Origin of the sequence: Winogradskyella immobilis (genome assembly GCF_021887715.1) — a bacterium.
Taxonomy (GTDB): domain Bacteria; phylum Bacteroidota; class Bacteroidia; order Flavobacteriales; family Flavobacteriaceae; genus Winogradskyella; species Winogradskyella immobilis.
Genome location: NZ_JAIQXX010000005.1, coordinates 151,662 through 169,487, shown reverse-complemented (window position 1 = coordinate 169,487; position 17,826 = coordinate 151,662). Strand labels below are relative to the sequence as shown.

Genomic DNA, 17,826 nt, shown 5'->3' with positions numbered 1-17,826 from the left:
TTAACATTTGTGTTTTTTAATTAAATGATGGCATTGAATAAGATGTTTTTAAAAATGCCGTTAATCTAATCTGATAAGGTATTTGATATTGAATTATTAAATAATACTTTTACAGGAACTGAATTTTGAATATACATTACATGTCTGAAACTGTTTTACAACTTAAAGATGCAACCATTTACCAAGGTGAAAGTATGGTACTTGCCAATGTAAATTTTGAAATGCAGAAAGGTGATTTTGTATACCTTATTGGTAAAACTGGTAGTGGAAAAAGTAGTTTTATGAAAACGCTTTATGGTGACTTAGAACTTACTAAAGGTAAAGGCTCTATCGTTAACTTTAACCTTAATGGATTAAAAGAAAAGGACATTCCTTTTTTAAGACGAAAACTGGGTATTGTTTTTCAAGATTTTAAATTGTTACCCGATAGAACTATAAAACAAAATCTAGCCTTTGTTTTAAAAGCTACAGGTTGGACAGATAAAGGTAAGATTGCTTTACGTATTGACGAAGTTCTTGATAAAGTGGCCATGAAAACTAAAGGATTTAAATTTCCGCACGAGCTTTCTGGTGGAGAACAACAACGTGTAGCTATAGCTAGAGCTTTATTAAATGACCCAGAACTTATTTTAGCTGATGAACCTACCGGAAACCTTGATCCCCAAACGAGTATTGAAGTGATGGAATTATTATTAGACATTAATAAGAATGGGAATACCATTTTAATGGCTACGCATGATTATGCCTTACTACTAAAATACCCTAGTAAAACTTTAAAATGCGATGAAAACAAAGTTTTTGAGGTTGTACAAAGAAAATCATAAACTTCTCTAAAAAAATTAATCTTTTATTTATTCTAAAGAAAGCAATAAATCTAGAATATAAATGTTTAATTACATAGCTATACCAACTAATCTATTTTAGCTACTATATTTGCCTTAATGTTATCTGTTTTAATACCAACATACAATTACAACATTGTAACACTTGTCAATAATTTACATCAACAATTATCTGCTTTAGCATTTAATTTTGAGATTATTGTTTTAGATGATGCTTCTACTACTTATACAGGAGAGAATTCAGTTATTAATAATTTAAGTCATTCTACATACACAATTTTAAAAAAGAATATTGGCAGAAGTGCTATTAGAAATCATTTGGCGAAAATTGCTAAATACGATACGCTTTTATTTTTAGACGCAGATACTAAACTTATTAGCCAAGTATTTATTAAAAATTATATTGATGCTCTAAATAAGGATACACAGATTATTTATGGCGGTATTTTATATAAAGAAAATCCTAATCACAATCAAACCTTACGTTGGGCATATGGGAGAAAACGTGAAGCTTTGCCTCTAAAAAAACGCTTAAAACAACCACATTTACGATTTCTGACACTTAATTTTTTAATTAAAAAATCTGTTTTTGAGCATATTTCTTTTAATGAAAGTATTCCAAATCAAAGGCATGAAGACACTCTTTTTGCTATGGATGCAAAAACGCATCATATAAAAGTTGATCATATAGACAACCCTGTTTTGCATATTGGCTTAGAGTCAAACTCCGTTTTTTTTAAAAAATCTTTAGAGTCTATAGATGCTCTAAAACTATTTATAAATGAGGGTTTATTAGAAGCAAAACACACAAAATTATCTTATAATGTTGAGCTCATTAAAAAGTATAAACTTTCGGGGATAATTTCTTTTATATATACTGTTCTAAATAAAAGAATGCAAAAAAACCTGCATTCTGAAAACCCTAATCTTATTTTTTTTGATTTCTATAGAGTTGGATATTATTTACAAAACAATTAATTAAATGTCAGCATATATCTCTGTAATCATTCCATTATATAATAAAGCTGAATTTATAGCTGGCACTATAGAATCTGTAATTAATCAATCATTTAAAAATTATGAAGTCATTATTATAAATGATGGTTCTACTGACAATAGCTTAGAAATTGCTAAAGCATACTCATCAGATAAGATATCGATTTACAGTACTGAGAACAAAGGTGTTTCACACGCTCGAAATTATGGGGTTTCTAAAGCAAAAGCAGATTTAATTGCTTTTTTAGATGCTGATGATTTATGGCTAACAAATCATTTAGAAGACTTATATAAGTTATATAAATCTTACCCAGATTGTGGATTATATGCTAATAATTATGATAAAGTTTTTTTTAATAGTGCTGTTGTAAAAACTGTATTTAATGGTATACCTAATAATTTTCATGGAATTATTGACGATTATTTTAAAGCTTCTACAATAGATTGCATTGCTTGGACATCAGCTGTTGCGATACCTAAATCTGTTTTTAAAAATCTAAAAGGGTTTAATACAACTTTAAATTCTGCTGAAGACACCGATCTATGGATTAGAATAGCATTAAAATATAACGTAGCTTTCTCTTCAAAAGTAACTGCTATAAAAAATATCCATAATTTAAACAACCATCTATCTTTAAATATGAAAGCTACTGATGGCTTAACATTGGTTAATCAATTTACTTCTATTGAGAAAGAGAACGCTTCACTAAAAAAGTATTTGGATTTAAATCGTTTTTCTTTTGCAATTGAACGAAAAATGGGGAATGATATGAATTCTTTTAAGAATTTAAAGTCTAATATTGATACTAAAAACCTTAATTACAAACAACTTATTATTCTAAGACTTCCTAGATTAGTCTTAAAACAATTAATGCGTTTAAAATATATTCTTATAAAGAAAAGATTATACATTTCCCCTTTTAAATAATTTAAACTCTTTATAATCTCTTATATAATCTGCCTCACTAAATTCTGTAGACGCTAACACTAAACAAACTGCACCTGAAGAAAAATTTTCGATTTCTCTCCAAATCCCTGTTGATATATATAAACCTTTATCTGGTTTATTTAGCATTATAGATTTCTTTTCTTTTCCATCATCAATTACAACATCAAAACTTCCACTAAGTGCTATTATTACAGATTCTTGCTCTAAATGTGCATGTCCACCTCTATAAGCATCACTAGGAACATCATATAGATAATAAACACGTTTAATTGCAAATGGTAAAGCACCGTTTTCTATAACGGCAAGCTGACCACGTTCTTCATGAACTTTGGGAATCTGTATAATTTTAACTGACATATATCTTATCTATTTCACCTGCCTTTTTTAAGTCTTTATATTTTGAAATTCCTTCAAACCCCACTTTGAGTTTTTTTAATATCTGAAAAAAATTGATATGTCCATATCTCCAAATATGAAAAACATATTTAAAAACCCAAATATAGCTTAAACTGCCATAAAATCGATAATGAAGAGCTGACCTTGCATAAACAGCATTATCACTTCCCATTAATCGACCTGAGCTATGGTTAGGGTGGCTAACAATAGTTTGCTTTTGGTGATGCATCTTTAATTTTTTATCTAATGCATTTCTTAAAAAGACATATTCGGTTTCTCCTTTAAAAACTGATCCTACTCCAAAATAATGATTAAAATATATATTATGTTTTGCAAAAACGTCTCTTTTAAAAGTAATTACCCATGTATAAATTGCTTTAAGCGATTCTATATTGTGTGTTTTTACAGAAGCATAATTTGCATACAATTTTTCATCATCATCAATAGCTTCAAAAGAAATCATATCTGCCGAAGCATTTTTTATATATGCATTTTTTATGTATTCTATAAAATCTGGCATATAAATTATATCGTCATCTGCCATTAAACAAATATCACCAGTTGCTTTAGAAATTGCTAGATTTCTACTTGCAGGTGAGCCACGTTCAAATGAATTAATAACTTTAATGTTTTTGTATTCTGAAACTAATAATTTATCAGAATCTGTTTGGTTTACTATTAATATATTGTAATTTGAAAAGTGTTTGTTGTTTTTAAATATGGCTTCTAAGAATGTCAAGTCTGTTTTATACATCGTAGACATTAAAATTTCAATTTTATAAGCCATATTAAATAAGTATAGAAAGTAATTTATACGATTGCAATTTGATACTTTTGCGTAAAGATAAAAATAAATCTGTATGACCAATCAGCCCTTGGTTTCTGTAATATGCTTATGTTATAATCATGCTAATTACGTTATTGAAGCGCTTAATTCTGTAATTAACCAATCTTACAAAAATGTAGAATTGATTGTTGTTGACGATTGTAGTTCGGATAACTCTCTACAATTGATTAAAGATTGGAATCTGTCTCATAATATTCTGTTTATAAAAAACGAAACCAATTTAGGTCCTACTAAAGCGTTTAATATAGCACTAAAGCAAACAAAAGGCGAGTATATCGTTGATTTAGCCGCAGATGATTTATTAACTCATAAATCTATTGAAGAGCGTGTAAAAACTTTTGAATCTTCAACACATCAGAATTTAGGTATTGTTTTTAGTAATGTAGAATCCATTGACAATAATGGAAACCATATTGAATATCGCTATCCAATAGATAAAAATGGCAAAGCTATTAATCAACCAAAAACGGGAGATGTATATGCTGAGCTCTTAAGCACATATTACATAAGTGCTTCTTCTATGCTTATAAAAAAGGAAGTGTTAGATGATTTAAATGGCTATGACGAATCCCTTAGTTATGAGGATTTAGATTTTTGGATAAGATCTTCAAGGAACTTTACCTATGATTTTACTGATGCTATTTTGATAAAAAAAAGAATTTTGAAAAATTCTTTAGGGAAACAATTTTACCTAAAACAAGGCAAACATCTTGCAAAATCTACCTACATGGTTTGCAAAAAAGCACTTAAATTAAATAGAAATAAAGTTGAACACCGCGCATTAATAAATAGACTTAATTACGAAATAAGATTAAACATTAAAGTGGGCAATTATGCTATTACATTAAAATTTATGCGTTTGTATTTTACAACTCTAATTAAGACTTGGAGTTAATTTACTTCTTCTTATAATAGATTGAAACCATTATTATTACCGCAATAAAATAGAAAATATATCTTATAAAATGAGCTATAACGATGCCTTCTGTTTCATAATATTTTATAAATATTACCGATAAACCATAAAATAATATAAGTGAAAACAACTCTGTAATCACAAAACTTTTTACAAGACGTTTCGCTAGAAATTGATGTGCTAATATTATAGAAGCTAATCTTACAAAATCACCTAATAATTGCCATTTAAATAAAGGTGCCATCCCAGTGAAATTAGGATATATAATAGTTACAACAAGGTTTTTAAATGTATATATCAAAAGCATACCAACAGCAAAAATTGGAAGTACGGTTTTGTAAATATGAAGCACTTCATTTTTAAACGCCTGCTTAGTATGTATCTCAGAGAATTTCGGCAACACATACAGCGTTAAAACTCCCGAAATAAAAACCATATAGTTCTTTGAAATAAATGTCATAGCCGTCCAATTTCCGGCTTCAGATTCATTAATTTTATCTGTGATTAATGTTCTTATATCTAACTCAATATAATTCAATAAAAATGTAGATATAAAAGACATTAAAGTAAACGCTAGTAACTGATTTTTAAAACTAAAAGATGGTTTTATCTGCTTAAAATTGACATAGGATTTAAGTGTTTTTCCGAAAATTAAAAGCAGAACACCTAGTTGAATTATTGGGGAGATTGCTATGGCAAAAATTACGCCTTCTAAATTATAGTAATGCAATCCTAATAATAGTACAGCTGTTGATAATAAATACCCTATTATATCTATTTTAGCATACTTTTTATAATCTGAAAGGCCATTTACAACACCATTAAAAACACGATTAACAGCTATAAAAGGAATAATTACTGCTAGTATTTTAAAAATAAAAGTGTAACCTGATCCTTTAAACAAATAGTTAGAAAAAAAGTCAGCCCCGAAATATAGAATTATACCAGATATCAATGACCCTATAATAACAAACAGAAAAACTGTTGAAAACAGTTTGGTTAAAGTTTTCTCTTCCGATTTAAACTCTGATAAATATTTTACAACACCATTAAAAACACCTAATGTTGATATACTAACCAACATGGTCATTACATTTCTAATCTGACCAATTTTAGCAATCCCTACGTCTCCAACTGCTAAAGCAAGTATACGTTGAATAGCTAAAGAAATTAGTAAACGTACTCCAATAACAACAGAGTTAAGAGATGTTATTTTTAATACTGTATTGTCTGCTATAAATTTTGGAAGTTTCAATACGTGTTATTTATAGATTTTCGTCCTCGGATATTACTCCAAAAAGTGAGCTGCTAAAAAGTAGAAGCACAATACCAAAATACATTAAGTATGTAAAGAAGTGTCCCATAACTGCACCTTTTAAACCAAATACATCTACTAAATAAATACTAGAAAAATAAAGTGTAGTAAATAAAAATACTTCAAGAATTATGAAATGACTAAACATTTTTTTAGCCAAAAACTGGTATGCGATAACCATACCTAGTACTCTTATAAAATCACCTAGCAATTGCCACAAAAACAAATCTTCTGCTGGTAAAAATTCTTCTGTAAATATCAGTTGAATTACATATCTTCTTAGTAGATACATAAGAACTAATAACCCTCCGAAATAAGGCAATAAGCTTTTATAAAAGTTAACAACCTCAATTCTAAACGCTTTTTTAGTATCTATTGTCTTTAGTTTAGGCACTAAATACAATGCTATCAACGAATTTACAAACATTAAGTAATAATCCGAGATTCTATTCATTGCTTCCCAATAACCTGCTTCTTTTAATCCTATTTCTCCTATGATGTAATTTCTTATTAAAATTAAAACAATAGGCACTGCTACTACTGATGTTATTGCCATAATAGAATATGGACTTAACTTAACGAGTATATCTGATGATACTTTAGTAATCTTAACAAATGAAATAAGATTTTTTCTAAATAAGATTCCTACTAGTGTAATTAAAAAAATTAACGCTGGTGTTATCGCTATAGCAATCATTGCACCTTCAATCTTGTATTGCCAGATTAATAATAATGTTACTAATAGACTTGCTATTTGACCTATAATACTAATAACTAAAAGGATTCTATATTTAGAAAATCCGTTCATTATAGAAAAACAAAACAGATTTAAACCATAAAACGGCATTGCTATTGCTAAAATTTTAATAGCATTGGTATAATTATAATCAGCACTAAAAAGAAAGTTATTAATAAAATCTGCATTATAATATGATAAAAATGCAGCTAGCATTGTACTAATAAAACCTACATAAAATGATGTTGACAGTATTTCGCTTAATCGCTCATTATCATCTTTATATTCACCAATATATTTTACAATGCCTTTATAAAAGCCCAATACAGAAAAAGATTGAACCGCTTTTAAAAAGTTACTCAGATTACCTATAAGTGCTAAACCTTCTGCTCCAATAAAAATAGCTATAGCCTTAGATGTAAATATACCAGCAATTATTTTTATACCTAAAGATGTAGAGTTTAGGTTTGCTACATTAAACAGCACGTTGGAATTAATGTAATTATTAAATTTCTTCAATTAATATGCGTTTAAAATTTTAATAACTTTAGTGACGTCATCATCTATCATTACAGGGCTTATTGGCAAACTTACTACAGTTTTATGGATTTGCTCTGTTATTGGTAATGATAATCCATTATATTTTTTTAATGCTTCTTGTTGGTGCGGAGGTATTGGATAATGAATTAAATTCCCAATATTATGTTTATTTAGATACTCTATAAACATTTCTCTATCATCTACTTGAATTACAAAAGCATAAAATACGTGATCTTTTGAACCATTGTAGTACGGCAATTTAATCTTTGCATTTTCAACTTCTAACAGATAGCGTTTAGCTATTAGACGTCGCTTTTCATTATCAGCATCTAAATACTTTAATTTCACAGATAAAAATGAAGCTTGCATTTCATCTAAACGACTATTATAACCTATAATTTTATGATGATATTTTTTATCACTTCCATAATTTCGAAGTTTTAAAAGTATATTGTATAACTCTTCGTCATTTGTTGTTATAGCTCCACCATCTCCTAATGCACCTAAGTTTTTACTCGGATAAAAACTAAACGCAGCAGCATCACCTAGATTGCCTGCTTTTACATTAGATTCATTTATCGCACCATGAGCTTGTGCTGCATCTTCAATACATAAAATATTATATGTTTTACAAAATGTATTTATAGCATTCATATCTGCAAGTTGACCATATAAATGTACTGTAATAATTGCTTTTACATCTTTAGAAAAATGTGTTTTAATTTCTTCTATAGATATGTTAAATGTATTGCTATTAGCATCAATAAAAACGGGCTCTAAACCTGCATAAATAACCGATAATATAGTTGCAATAAATGTTGTTGACGGCACGATAACCTTATCACCTTCTTGCAAACGTCCTGTTGCTATATATCCTTTTAGAATTAGAGTTAATGCATCTAAACCATTACCTGTTCCAATACAATATTTTGTCCCGCAATATTTGGCATAGTCATCTTCAAATTGTTTTAATTTATTTCCTAATATAAAACGTGATGTATTTAGTATTACATCGAATTCTGATTGAAATTCATCATGAAATCTAGCGTTTATTTTATGTATATCTAAAAATGGAATCATTATAACATTATCTTATAAAAATCTTGATAATATGTTGAACATCCTAATTCTTCTTTTTGTTTTAGCAATCCTGGATTATAACCTAATTCTGTGTTTTCTGTTACTGTTCCCATTGAAAAAAAAGATTTGCCTTCATCTTTGTATTTATATATTAGCTTAAGAAACAAATATTCTATTGCCCTTAATTTTTCACCTAAATCTGTTGTAGCTCCATATTGCGATTTTACAATACTTCCTTTATCAAAGATGGTAATTCCTGCTAGAACTTCATCGTTAAAATAAATATTATATTGTTTTATATTATTTGGAAATTTAGATTTTAAATACATCATCTCTTTTAATGTATGCACTGGTTTAGTATTGTGTTTAAGAGCAAGCCTTGGGCAAAGTACTTTATTCCAAAATAGCGAGAAATCGGTTTCTTCTTCAATTACAAATCCTTTAGTTTCATTTTTCCTGTAATTTTTCAATTTAGATTTATGAATATTTAAAGGTTTACTATAATCGATGGCTAAAACTTTTTCCGATTTATAAACTATTGTATTTTCTTCGTTCTGTTTAAAATCTACATATTTTTGATTAGAACTTATATAAAATTCTGGTAACGCTTTTATATATAGATGAGTAATGTTATTCTGCTTTAAATAAGAATACAAATACCCTAACATGTCTGTATAATCTGACGAATCAAAATTTTCTGTAACTATTAATCCTCCATAAGTTAAACCTTGATGAGAATGGATAGAATTCTCTACGCAATTTGCTGGTAAAATCGCCTGTAATCTTTCATTTTCATATATAAGAAGTGAATTATCATGAAACCGATCTGAGTGATACTCCATGAAATCTCTATAGAACAAAAAGGTTGCGCTTTGAGATTGATTAATTACATTATTCCATTTAGCTTTATGTAAGTTTTGGTATGGTTGTATACTGAACACTAGTGTTTATCGGTTTTGACAAATAAAATTACAAGCTTTTATCTAACTTAACATTTGTAGTCTCTATCATGTACAAAGGTCTATTTATTGTATTTCTATTTATTCTACTTATATATTCTCCAATAACACCTATAGATAGAAGTTGTATTCCTCCAAGAAAAGCCGCACTTATAATTAATGATGTCCAACCTGTAATAGTCCGTTCTAAAATGAAATGTGAAATAACAGCCATTATAATAAGTAAAAAAGCAAAGAAAGAAATTAAAAAACCCAAACGACTAACCCACAATAATGGCTTGTCTGAAAACCCTGTAATACCATCTATAGCCAAACGGAACATTTTACTATATGTATATGCAGATTTTCCTTTTTTTCGAGATGCTCTATCAAATAAGACATAGCTCTGTTTAAATCCTAACCATGCTATTTGTCCTCTCAGAAACTTATTTTGCTCAGGCATATGTTGCAATGCTTTAACTACCTTTTTTGATATTAATCTAAAATCTCCAGTGTCTAAAGGAATTTCAAAAGGCACCATTCTTTTAAGAATTCTGTAGTACAATTTTGCTGTTATTCTTTTGAATAATGTTTCTCCTTTACGCTTTCGTCTTTTAGCATATACAACATCGAACCCTTTTTGGTGTTCTGCGTATAATTCTGAAATTAATTCTGGTGGGTCTTGTAAGTCTGCATCTATTATAACCACTGTTTCTGCATTGCAATAATTTAAGCCCGCTGAAACTGCTATTTGATGTCCAAAATTACGAGTTAAATTAACATAAAATACATTGCTATCTTGTTGTGATAAATCAATCAATTTTAATAAAGAATCGTCCTTACTCCCATCATTAACAAAGATTAATTCGTAATGCTTTACTATTTTAGACAATGTATTTTTTAATCTATTGTATAGTTCTTCAATATTTGTTGATTCGTTATAAATAGGTATAATAACTGATATGTCTTTTGTTTTAATCTCCATTAAATCTCTATTGCTTGACTAATATAACTAAACTATTTATGTTTCTTATGGGTTTCATAAATATTAAAATAAGGATTACTCCATACAATTTGGTAGTTATTACGCAGAAGAAAATCATTCATAGCTCCTGTAATTTGATTATTATGAAGATAATTATCTTCAGTTGTTGAAGACATATAATCTATTTTTGGTTCTGAAAATTCAACAATAGTTTCAAATTTTTGAACCACCACAACAGGTAATGTTTTAATCTCTTTCTCGGCTTTATATAATTTTTTATCAAATGTATTAATATCGTAAATCCAAGGCCACGAATTATACATATATGGTTTTGTCTCTGTTAAAAAATGAATCATCGGAATTTTATCATAAGCAAACAAATAATCATCCGGATCTACATAATCTTTTAAATTAACTAATAACTCGTTTATAATATCTGCACGTCTTTGGGTTGTGTATATGCCTTTTGTAAATTCACTATTTATAGCATATGTTTTATCTAATCGACTCCCATAATCAAAATAAGATTGTTGTGATGTATTATAAAATTTAAGTGCTATAAACGCTAAACTAAAAATAAATGCAAAGTATTTTGCGTTTCTTTTATTAATTGAGCTATTATTTATAGCACTTAACTTAAATCTTAAAAGTGGTTTAAGAATTATTGTGTTAAACCTAGAAATGAAATAAAAAAACAATGGTATTGACAACCATAAACACATATAACCAATAGATCTTATGCCACCTCCGCTTCCAAAAGGCAATAAAAATTGCAACACTAATGCCATTAAGGCTATTGATTTTATTTCTATCTGTTTTTTCTCAAATATTAAAACTCCAAAAACTCCGATATAACCTAAAGCATATAGACTATATATGCCACCTTTGTTAAGCCATAAAATAACGATACTAAATGTAATTATATGCGCTATCCATTTTATAATTTGATATTGTTTTATTCTTTTTTGAGTAAAAAAATAGCCCAGAATTAACACACAAAATGCTAACCCATATTTTATAATGCGTATATAATTGGTATAATACACTTTTAATAAATCTGTAACGTTATGGCTGCTGTTTTCTGTGTTTCCTATATCATATAAACTAACAACAGCATCTTTCATAATTTCTAATTGTCCTAGAGCTACCAATAATAAATAAACACTTAGAAATGCAGAAATAATTCCCACACAAAACGACAGCATATATTGTATAGAATTTCTAAATGATTTTTTATTAAAATAAAAGACTATAGGAATAACCATTAAAAAGGCAAATTGTGAAATGTTTGGAAGTCTAGAAAACACATTTAAACCAATAAAAAAACCTGAAAAAAGAAGAAATTTAGAATTAGATTTTATTAATCCTCTTTGAAGAAAATAAATACTTAATACACTTAAAAATGCCGTAATATGATTATTGTAAAAGACAAGAAACCCAAAATCGTTTATAAATAAAGCTATAGCCAAAGCAACTACTAATACATATGAAGATTTTATATAAGGTTTTAAAATATTAAATGATACTATAAAAGTGCCTGTATTAAATACTAAAGCTAAAATCTTAAACCAAAACACACCACCACCTGGGTACAATTGATACCACAATCCACCAACTATACCAGAGAGCCAATACACAAAATTATATTCCACAGATATAGGGTTACTAAAAATCTGTTGATAAAACGTTAATGCAAATCCATCATCACAAACATCAAAACCTTGAAAACCTAGTATCAATTGAATAAAGACTACTATAACAACAGCTAAATAAAAATCTTTTTGATTTGATTTATAATGGTTTATCATTCTTTGATTTTAATAAAGATTTTAAAGATATAAAATATAGGTTTCAATAATTTAATTAATGTAATTTTATAATCTCAAACTTCTATTAGTGTAAGACTATGCCATCTTTAGACCTTAGGCTGTTTTTAAAAATACCTTTTGTATATAGTAGCTATCAATATCTTGTTGGTGGCATTAAGGCAAGACACTTATTTATAAAAAATCATACTAATATTAAAAAAGGAGAAAAAGTCTTAGACATTGGTTGTGGACCTGGCGATATACTAGAGTTTTTACCTGAAGTTGATTATACTGGTTTTGATGTCGATAAAAATTATATAAATACTGCAAAATCTAAATACACTAATCACAAGTTTCAATGTGCTGATGTTAAAACATTTAATCTTGAGCATCCTGAAACTTTTGATATTGTTATTGCTACTGGTGTATTACATCATTTAAACGATAGTGAGTGTCTAACGCTTTTTAACTTAGCTAAAAAAGCTTTAAAACCTAATGGAAGATTTGTCTCTCTTGATGGTTGTTATATTCCTAATCAAAACAAAATATCTAAGTTTTTAATTGATAAAGATCGTGGTGAATTTATAAGAACACCTAATGAGTATCAAACATTGGCTCAATCTTCATTTAACACTATTACCTCAACCGTGGAGGAACATTATTTTAGAATTCCGTATACTTTAGCTATACTACATTGCTCTAATCAGTAACACCTTCTTTTGTTCTACTTTTTTTAGTTAAGTAATATAAATTAACTATAAAAATAGCAGTGTTTGCAATAATAATAGGTAAGCCAATACGTAATGTAGGCATTAAAAAACCATAGGTTATAAATAAAATACAACCCGTCATATTCATCAAACGCAGGCTTTTCATATTTTTCATAGTAAATGATAAAAGCACCATTAATGAAGCTAGATAACCGATATATTCTGTTGCTGTAATTCCAAATAGTTCCATAGTTCTATTTTTATTTTATAAAAAAAGAGAAAATCTAAATTAAGATTTTCTCTTTTCAATATAGCTGTTATCTCTAAAATTTAGATATTCTTATTTCGTTTACGATCAACTTCTTTTAAAAAGACCTTACGCAATCTCAAGTGATTTGGTGTAACTTCAACATATTCATCTTTTTGAATATATTCTAAAGCTTCTTCTAAAGAAAACTTAATCGCTGGTACAATTTTAGCCTTGTCATCTGCACCTGAAGAACGTACATTACTTAACTTTTTAGTTTTAGTAACATTTACAGTCATATCATCACCACGAGAATTCTCTCCAATAACTTGGCCTTCATAAATATCTTCACCTGGATCTACAAAAAACTTACCACGATCTTGTAATTTATCAATAGAATAAGGAATTGCACTTCCGTTTTCCATAGACACTAAAGATCCATTCTGACGCTCAGGAATTCCTCCTTTTAAGGGTTGATATTCTTTAAATCTATGTGCCATAATAGCCTCACCTGCAGTTGCTGTAAGCAATTGATTACGTAAACCTATAATACCACGAGATGGTACAATAAACTCACAAACCATACGATCGCCTTTAGCCTCCATACTTGTCATCTCACCTTTACGCATCGTTACCATTTCTATAGCTTTTCCTGAAACATGTTCTGGTAAATCTATAGTCATTTCTTCAAAAGGTTCGCATTTAACACCATCAACTTCTTTAATGATAACTTGTGGTTGACCGATTTGTAGTTCGTAACCTTCACGACGCATAGTTTCTATTAAAACTGATAAGTGTAATACACCACGTCCAAAGACCATAAACTTATCCGCACTATCGGTTTCTTCTACTCTTAATGCTAAGTTTTTTTCTAATTCTTTAGTTAAACGTTCTTTTATATGACGAGATGTTACAAACTTTCCATCTTTACCAAAAAATGGAGAATCATTAATTGTAAATAACATACTCATCGTTGGCTCATCAATAGCAATAGTTTTTAAGCCTTCTGGTTGTTCTAAATCGGCAACTGTATCACCAATTTCAAAACCTTCTAAACCTACAATAGCACAAATATCTCCTGTTTGTACTGCATCTACTTTTTTACGACCTAAACCTTCAAATGTATGTAATTCTTTAATTCTACTTTTCACAATAGATCCATCTCTTTTTACTAAAGAAATTTGTTGACCAGCTTTTAATTCACCTCTAGTTAATCGACCTATGGCAATACGTCCTGTAAAGGAAGAAAAGTCTAAAGATGTAATTAACATTTGCGTAGTTCCTTCTTCAATTTTTGGTTCTGGAATATGCTCAATAACCATATCTAATAATGGCTCAATATTGTCTGTTGGATTTTCCCAATCTTCACTCATCCAATTGTGCTTAGCTGATCCGTATACTGTAGGAAAATCTAATTGCCATTCTTCCGCACCAAGTTCAAACATTAAGTCAAAAACTTTTTCATGAACTTCTTCTGGAGTACAATTTTCTTTATCGACCTTATTAACAACCACACAAGGTTTTAAGCCTAAATCAATTGCTTTTTGCAATACAAAACGTGTTTGAGGCATTGGTCCTTCAAAAGCATCTACCAATAATAAAACACCATCAGCCATATTTAATACACGTTCTACCTCACCTCCAAAATCGGCGTGACCAGGCGTATCAATAATATTAATTTTAGTATCTCTGTAAACTACAGAAACATTTTTAGATGTAATGGTTATACCGCGTTCTCGTTCAAGATCATTATTATCTAGGATTAAATCTCCTGTATTCTCATTTTCACGAAACAATTGGCAATGGTACATTATTTTATCTACCAAAGTTGTTTTACCATGATCTACGTGTGCAATAATTGCAATATTTTTAATCTTAGCCATAACTGATGCTGATTTTAAGCGTGCAAAGGTACTCATTTATTATTGATAAGTTAATTATATGTTATAATTAAAAAACGCTGTAATATTCTTAAGCACTTTTCGTTTAATTATATATCCGTCAGCTGATCCATAAAAAGTTGATTATTAATTTTATTTTAAATTTAACATGAGTCTGATTAGTCGTTATTCTAAATTTATTCCTTATTTATATTTTATAGCTATTACTGCGTATTGGTTTACTGATATTAACCAAAATGAGGGCCTTAGTGCCTATCCTATTCTACTTTTTGGATTGCCTTTTTTATGGCAGATTATAAAACCTAGTCGAAAGTTAAATTTTACTTTAGGAATAATCTTTGTTTGCTTATCTTCATATATTATTCTTGCCTACTTATCTGATATTTTAAATATTATACACTGGTCTGATAGTACTAAAACATTTTTATTTTACGGAGGTCTTTTTGTTATTAGTAATTTTATAATGTCACTCTGGATTATAAGAAATAGTCTTAAAAAGGTATTTTAAAATGTTATCTTTGCGACTTAATATTTAAGTCTTAAAGATTTGGTTACTATTCCTAAACTAAAACACGTAAATTCTAATAATTTCTTCTTACTCTGTGGTCCATGTGCCATTGAAGGTGAAGATATGGCACTTAGAATTGCTGAGCGCGTTATTACAATTACAGACAAATTAAATATTCCATATATTTTTAAGGGAAGTTTTAAAAAAGCTAATCGAAGTAGAATAGATAGCTTTACAGGTATTGGTGACGAAAAAGCGTTAAAGATTCTTAAAAAAGTTTCTGAAACTTTTGGCGTTCCAACTGTAACTGACATCCATGAAGTCTCTGATGCCACTTTTGCCGCTAATTATGTAGATGTATTACAAATTCCTGCATTTTTAGTACGTCAGACCGATTTAGTTGTTGCTGCTGCTAAAACTGGAAAAGTTGTTAACCTTAAAAAAGGACAATTTATGAGTCCTGAAGCCATGAAGCACGCTGTACAAAAAGTAAAAGATGCTGGCAATGATAATGTATGGATTACAGATCGAGGTACTATGTTTGGCTACCAAGATATGATTGTAGATTTTCGTGGCATACCAACAATGCGAGGTTATGCCCCAACAGTTTTAGATGTAACACATTCATTACAACAACCTAACCAAACCGTTGGTGTTACTGGTGGTCGACCAGACATGATAGAAACTATTGCTAGAGCCGGAGTAGTAAATAATGTTGATGGTTTATTTATTGAAACACATTTTGATCCTGCTAATGCAAAAAGTGATGGAGCAAATATGCTACATTTAGATAACCTCGAGAATCTATTAACTAATCTTATTGCGATTAGAAAAACAATAAATTCACTTTAATAAATTACGATTGTAAATAGTTTTAGTTTCAATAACTAATTGATATGCTCAAAATTAAATCTTATCTGATTTTTATATTTATTTGTTTTTCATCTTTGAGTCTATCAGCGCAAATTAATGAAGAGAATAAACGTTATACAGCTTCTAATAAAGGGAAATTCTTTTTCAGTTGGGGAGGAAATGTAGCATCATATTCTAAATCAGATATACGTTTTAAGGGTGAAGGCTATGATTTTACAATAAATAATGCTACTGCAAATGATAAACCAAAAGGTTGGCATATAGATTATATTAACCCATCTCGCATTACAATTCCTCAAACAAATGCAAAAATAGGTTATTTTATATCTGACCATTATAGTGTTTCTGTGGGTTTAGACCATATGAAATATGTGTTAAATAGAAATAGAGTACGTGATATTGATGGATTTATTAATTTGCCTGAAAGTGAAGCTGGTAGCATTTATAATGGAACGTATAATAATGAAGAATTCTTTGTGTCTGAAGAATTCTTAGAATTTGAACATACCGATGGCTTAAATTATATTCGTGTTGAACTAGCAAGATATGATGATATTTCTAGTCTATTTGGTATTACCAATACGGATAAGTTTCAAGTTAATATTACCGAAGGTATAGGTGGTGGCATCTTATACCCTAAAACAAATACAACGCTTTTACAAAAAGAACGTTACGATCAATTTCATTTATCTGGTTATGGAATATCAGGGAATTTAGGATTAAATCTTACATTTTTTAAACATTTCTTTATGCAACTCGATTTACGGGGCGGTTATATTAATATGAATGATATTAGGACAACACAAGATTCTGCAGATAGTGCAGAGCAAAGTTTTTATTTCTTCCAACGTGTTGTCGCTTTTGGTGGTGTTTTTAGGCTTTTCAAAAATTAATTATAAAATATTAAGCAAGCCAATAACCAACAGTGCAATTCCTATTAGAGCTTTAAACGGACTTAATTTATCAGATATTTTCCTTAGAGTTGCTTCTAAAGCAGGCACTTTACCAAAAGCATGAGTTAATAACAAAATACCACCTGCAATACTAACTATGGCTAATAAACTAAAGTTTAAAATAGGTAGAATAATAAGTGCGCCACCTATTACACTTTGAAATGGTGCCAAAACTCCTGCTATTTTATTAAAGAAGTTTTTATCACCGTCCCATTTATCTAAAGTAGCTAAGCCTAATAATAGACCACCAGCTATGTTTGCTATAGGTAAAAGTAATCCTGTCATG

Annotated in this window: 19 protein-coding genes; 8 read left to right on the top strand and 11 right to left on the bottom strand. The window is 29.0% G+C overall.

Annotated elements, in window-relative coordinates:
- Window positions 1–140: 140 nt before the first annotated feature.
- From K8Z87_RS05810 to K8Z87_RS05800, 3 genes are all read left to right on the top strand, one after another.
- Complete coding sequence (locus K8Z87_RS05810; RefSeq protein ID WP_227476546.1) at window positions 141–824, top strand: cell division ATP-binding protein FtsE; 684 nt, start codon at window positions 141–143, stop codon at window positions 822–824.
- 117 nt (window positions 825–941) lie between these two features.
- On the top strand, window positions 942–1,820 hold the full coding sequence (locus tag K8Z87_RS05805) for a glycosyltransferase family 2 protein (RefSeq protein WP_227476545.1): 879 nt from the start codon (window positions 942–944) through the stop codon (window positions 1,818–1,820).
- Between the two features lie 4 nt (window positions 1,821–1,824).
- On the top strand, window positions 1,825–2,766 hold the full coding sequence (locus K8Z87_RS05800; RefSeq protein ID WP_227476544.1) for a glycosyltransferase family 2 protein: 942 nt from the start codon (window positions 1,825–1,827) through the stop codon (window positions 2,764–2,766).
- Here K8Z87_RS05800 and K8Z87_RS05795 read toward each other — a convergent pair.
- Both K8Z87_RS05795 and K8Z87_RS05790 read right to left on the bottom strand, forming a co-directional pair.
- A complete protein-coding gene (locus K8Z87_RS05795) occupies window positions 2,743–3,144 on the bottom strand; it encodes a sugar 3,4-ketoisomerase (RefSeq protein ID WP_227476543.1) in 402 nt (133 codons plus the stop codon). The two genes, K8Z87_RS05800 and K8Z87_RS05795, sit on opposite strands and share 24 nt — an antisense overlap.
- Window positions 3,134–3,970, bottom strand: a complete 837-nt coding sequence (locus K8Z87_RS05790; RefSeq protein ID WP_227476542.1) for a glycosyltransferase family A protein — start codon at window positions 3,968–3,970, stop codon at window positions 3,134–3,136. Before K8Z87_RS05790 ends, K8Z87_RS05795 begins: the two co-directional genes overlap by 11 nt.
- Before the next feature lie 73 nt (window positions 3,971–4,043).
- On the opposite strand from K8Z87_RS05790, the gene K8Z87_RS05785 reads away from it, so the two are divergent.
- On the top strand, window positions 4,044–4,925 hold the full coding sequence (locus tag K8Z87_RS05785; protein ID WP_227476541.1) for a glycosyltransferase: 882 nt from the start codon (window positions 4,044–4,046) through the stop codon (window positions 4,923–4,925).
- A 1-nt stretch (window position 4,926) separates the two neighbouring features.
- On the opposite strand, the gene K8Z87_RS05780 is transcribed toward K8Z87_RS05785, so the two are convergent.
- Genes K8Z87_RS05780 through K8Z87_RS05755 form a run of 6 tightly spaced genes read right to left on the bottom strand, consistent with a single transcriptional unit; the run spans window position 4,927 to window position 12,348 of the window.
- The gene (locus K8Z87_RS05780) at window positions 4,927–6,201 is read right to left on the bottom strand and encodes an O-antigen translocase (protein WP_227476540.1); all 1,275 of its coding nucleotides are present in this window, start codon (window positions 6,199–6,201) and stop codon (window positions 4,927–4,929) included.
- 10 nt (window positions 6,202–6,211) lie between these two features.
- Window positions 6,212–7,516: an O-antigen translocase gene (locus K8Z87_RS05775; RefSeq protein ID WP_227476539.1), complete on the bottom strand. Its 1,305-nt coding sequence runs from the start codon at window positions 7,514–7,516 to the stop codon at window positions 6,212–6,214.
- A complete protein-coding gene (locus tag K8Z87_RS05770; protein WP_227476538.1) occupies window positions 7,517–8,617 on the bottom strand; it encodes a DegT/DnrJ/EryC1/StrS family aminotransferase in 1,101 nt (366 codons plus the stop codon).
- Window positions 8,617–9,558: a FemAB family protein gene (locus tag K8Z87_RS05765; RefSeq protein WP_227476537.1), complete on the bottom strand. Its 942-nt coding sequence runs from the start codon at window positions 9,556–9,558 to the stop codon at window positions 8,617–8,619. Before K8Z87_RS05765 ends, K8Z87_RS05770 begins: the two co-directional genes overlap by 1 nt.
- Window positions 9,559–9,586: 28 nt before the next feature.
- On the bottom strand, window positions 9,587–10,540 hold the full coding sequence (locus K8Z87_RS05760) for a glycosyltransferase family 2 protein (RefSeq protein ID WP_227476536.1): 954 nt from the start codon (window positions 10,538–10,540) through the stop codon (window positions 9,587–9,589).
- A 32-nt stretch (window positions 10,541–10,572) separates the two neighbouring features.
- Entirely contained in the window at window positions 10,573–12,348 is a 1,776-nt protein-coding gene (locus tag K8Z87_RS05755) for a glycosyltransferase family 39 protein (RefSeq protein ID WP_227476535.1), read from the bottom strand.
- Between the two features lie 98 nt (window positions 12,349–12,446).
- Between K8Z87_RS05755 and K8Z87_RS05750 the strand changes: the two genes are divergently transcribed.
- On the top strand, window positions 12,447–13,058 hold the full coding sequence (locus K8Z87_RS05750; RefSeq protein WP_227476534.1) for a class I SAM-dependent methyltransferase: 612 nt from the start codon (window positions 12,447–12,449) through the stop codon (window positions 13,056–13,058).
- On the opposite strand, the gene K8Z87_RS05745 is transcribed toward K8Z87_RS05750, so the two are convergent.
- Window positions 13,048–13,308 (bottom strand): uroporphyrinogen decarboxylase, encoded by a 261-nt coding sequence (locus K8Z87_RS05745; protein ID WP_227476533.1) that lies wholly within the window; start codon window positions 13,306–13,308, stop codon window positions 13,048–13,050. The genes K8Z87_RS05750 and K8Z87_RS05745 overlap by 11 nt on opposite strands.
- 80 nt (window positions 13,309–13,388) lie before the next feature.
- On the bottom strand, window positions 13,389–15,188 hold the full coding sequence (gene typA / locus K8Z87_RS05740) for a translational GTPase TypA (protein WP_227476587.1): 1,800 nt from the start codon (window positions 15,186–15,188) through the stop codon (window positions 13,389–13,391).
- Window positions 15,189–15,354: 166 nt separating this feature from the next.
- On the opposite strand from typA, the gene K8Z87_RS05735 reads away from it, so the two are divergent.
- From K8Z87_RS05735 to K8Z87_RS05725, 3 genes are read left to right on the top strand one after another with little or no spacing between them, the layout of a single operon-like run.
- Window positions 15,355–15,714, top strand: coding sequence for a hypothetical protein (locus K8Z87_RS05735; RefSeq protein WP_227476532.1), 360 nt, complete (start codon window positions 15,355–15,357; stop codon window positions 15,712–15,714).
- Window positions 15,715–15,753: 39 nt separating this feature from the next.
- The gene (kdsA, locus tag K8Z87_RS05730) at window positions 15,754–16,566 is read left to right on the top strand and encodes a 3-deoxy-8-phosphooctulonate synthase (protein ID WP_251059561.1); all 813 of its coding nucleotides are present in this window, start codon (window positions 15,754–15,756) and stop codon (window positions 16,564–16,566) included.
- 44 nt (window positions 16,567–16,610) lie between these two features.
- The gene (locus K8Z87_RS05725; RefSeq protein ID WP_227476531.1) at window positions 16,611–17,480 is read left to right on the top strand and encodes a hypothetical protein; all 870 of its coding nucleotides are present in this window, start codon (window positions 16,611–16,613) and stop codon (window positions 17,478–17,480) included.
- On the opposite strand, the gene K8Z87_RS05720 is transcribed toward K8Z87_RS05725, so the two are convergent.
- Window positions 17,481–17,825 carry a hypothetical protein gene (locus K8Z87_RS05720; protein WP_227476530.1) on the bottom strand — a complete coding sequence of 115 codons (345 nt, stop codon included), beginning with the start codon at window positions 17,823–17,825 and terminating at the stop codon, window positions 17,481–17,483. It abuts the gene before it with no gap.
- Window position 17,826: the final 1 nt, after the last annotated feature.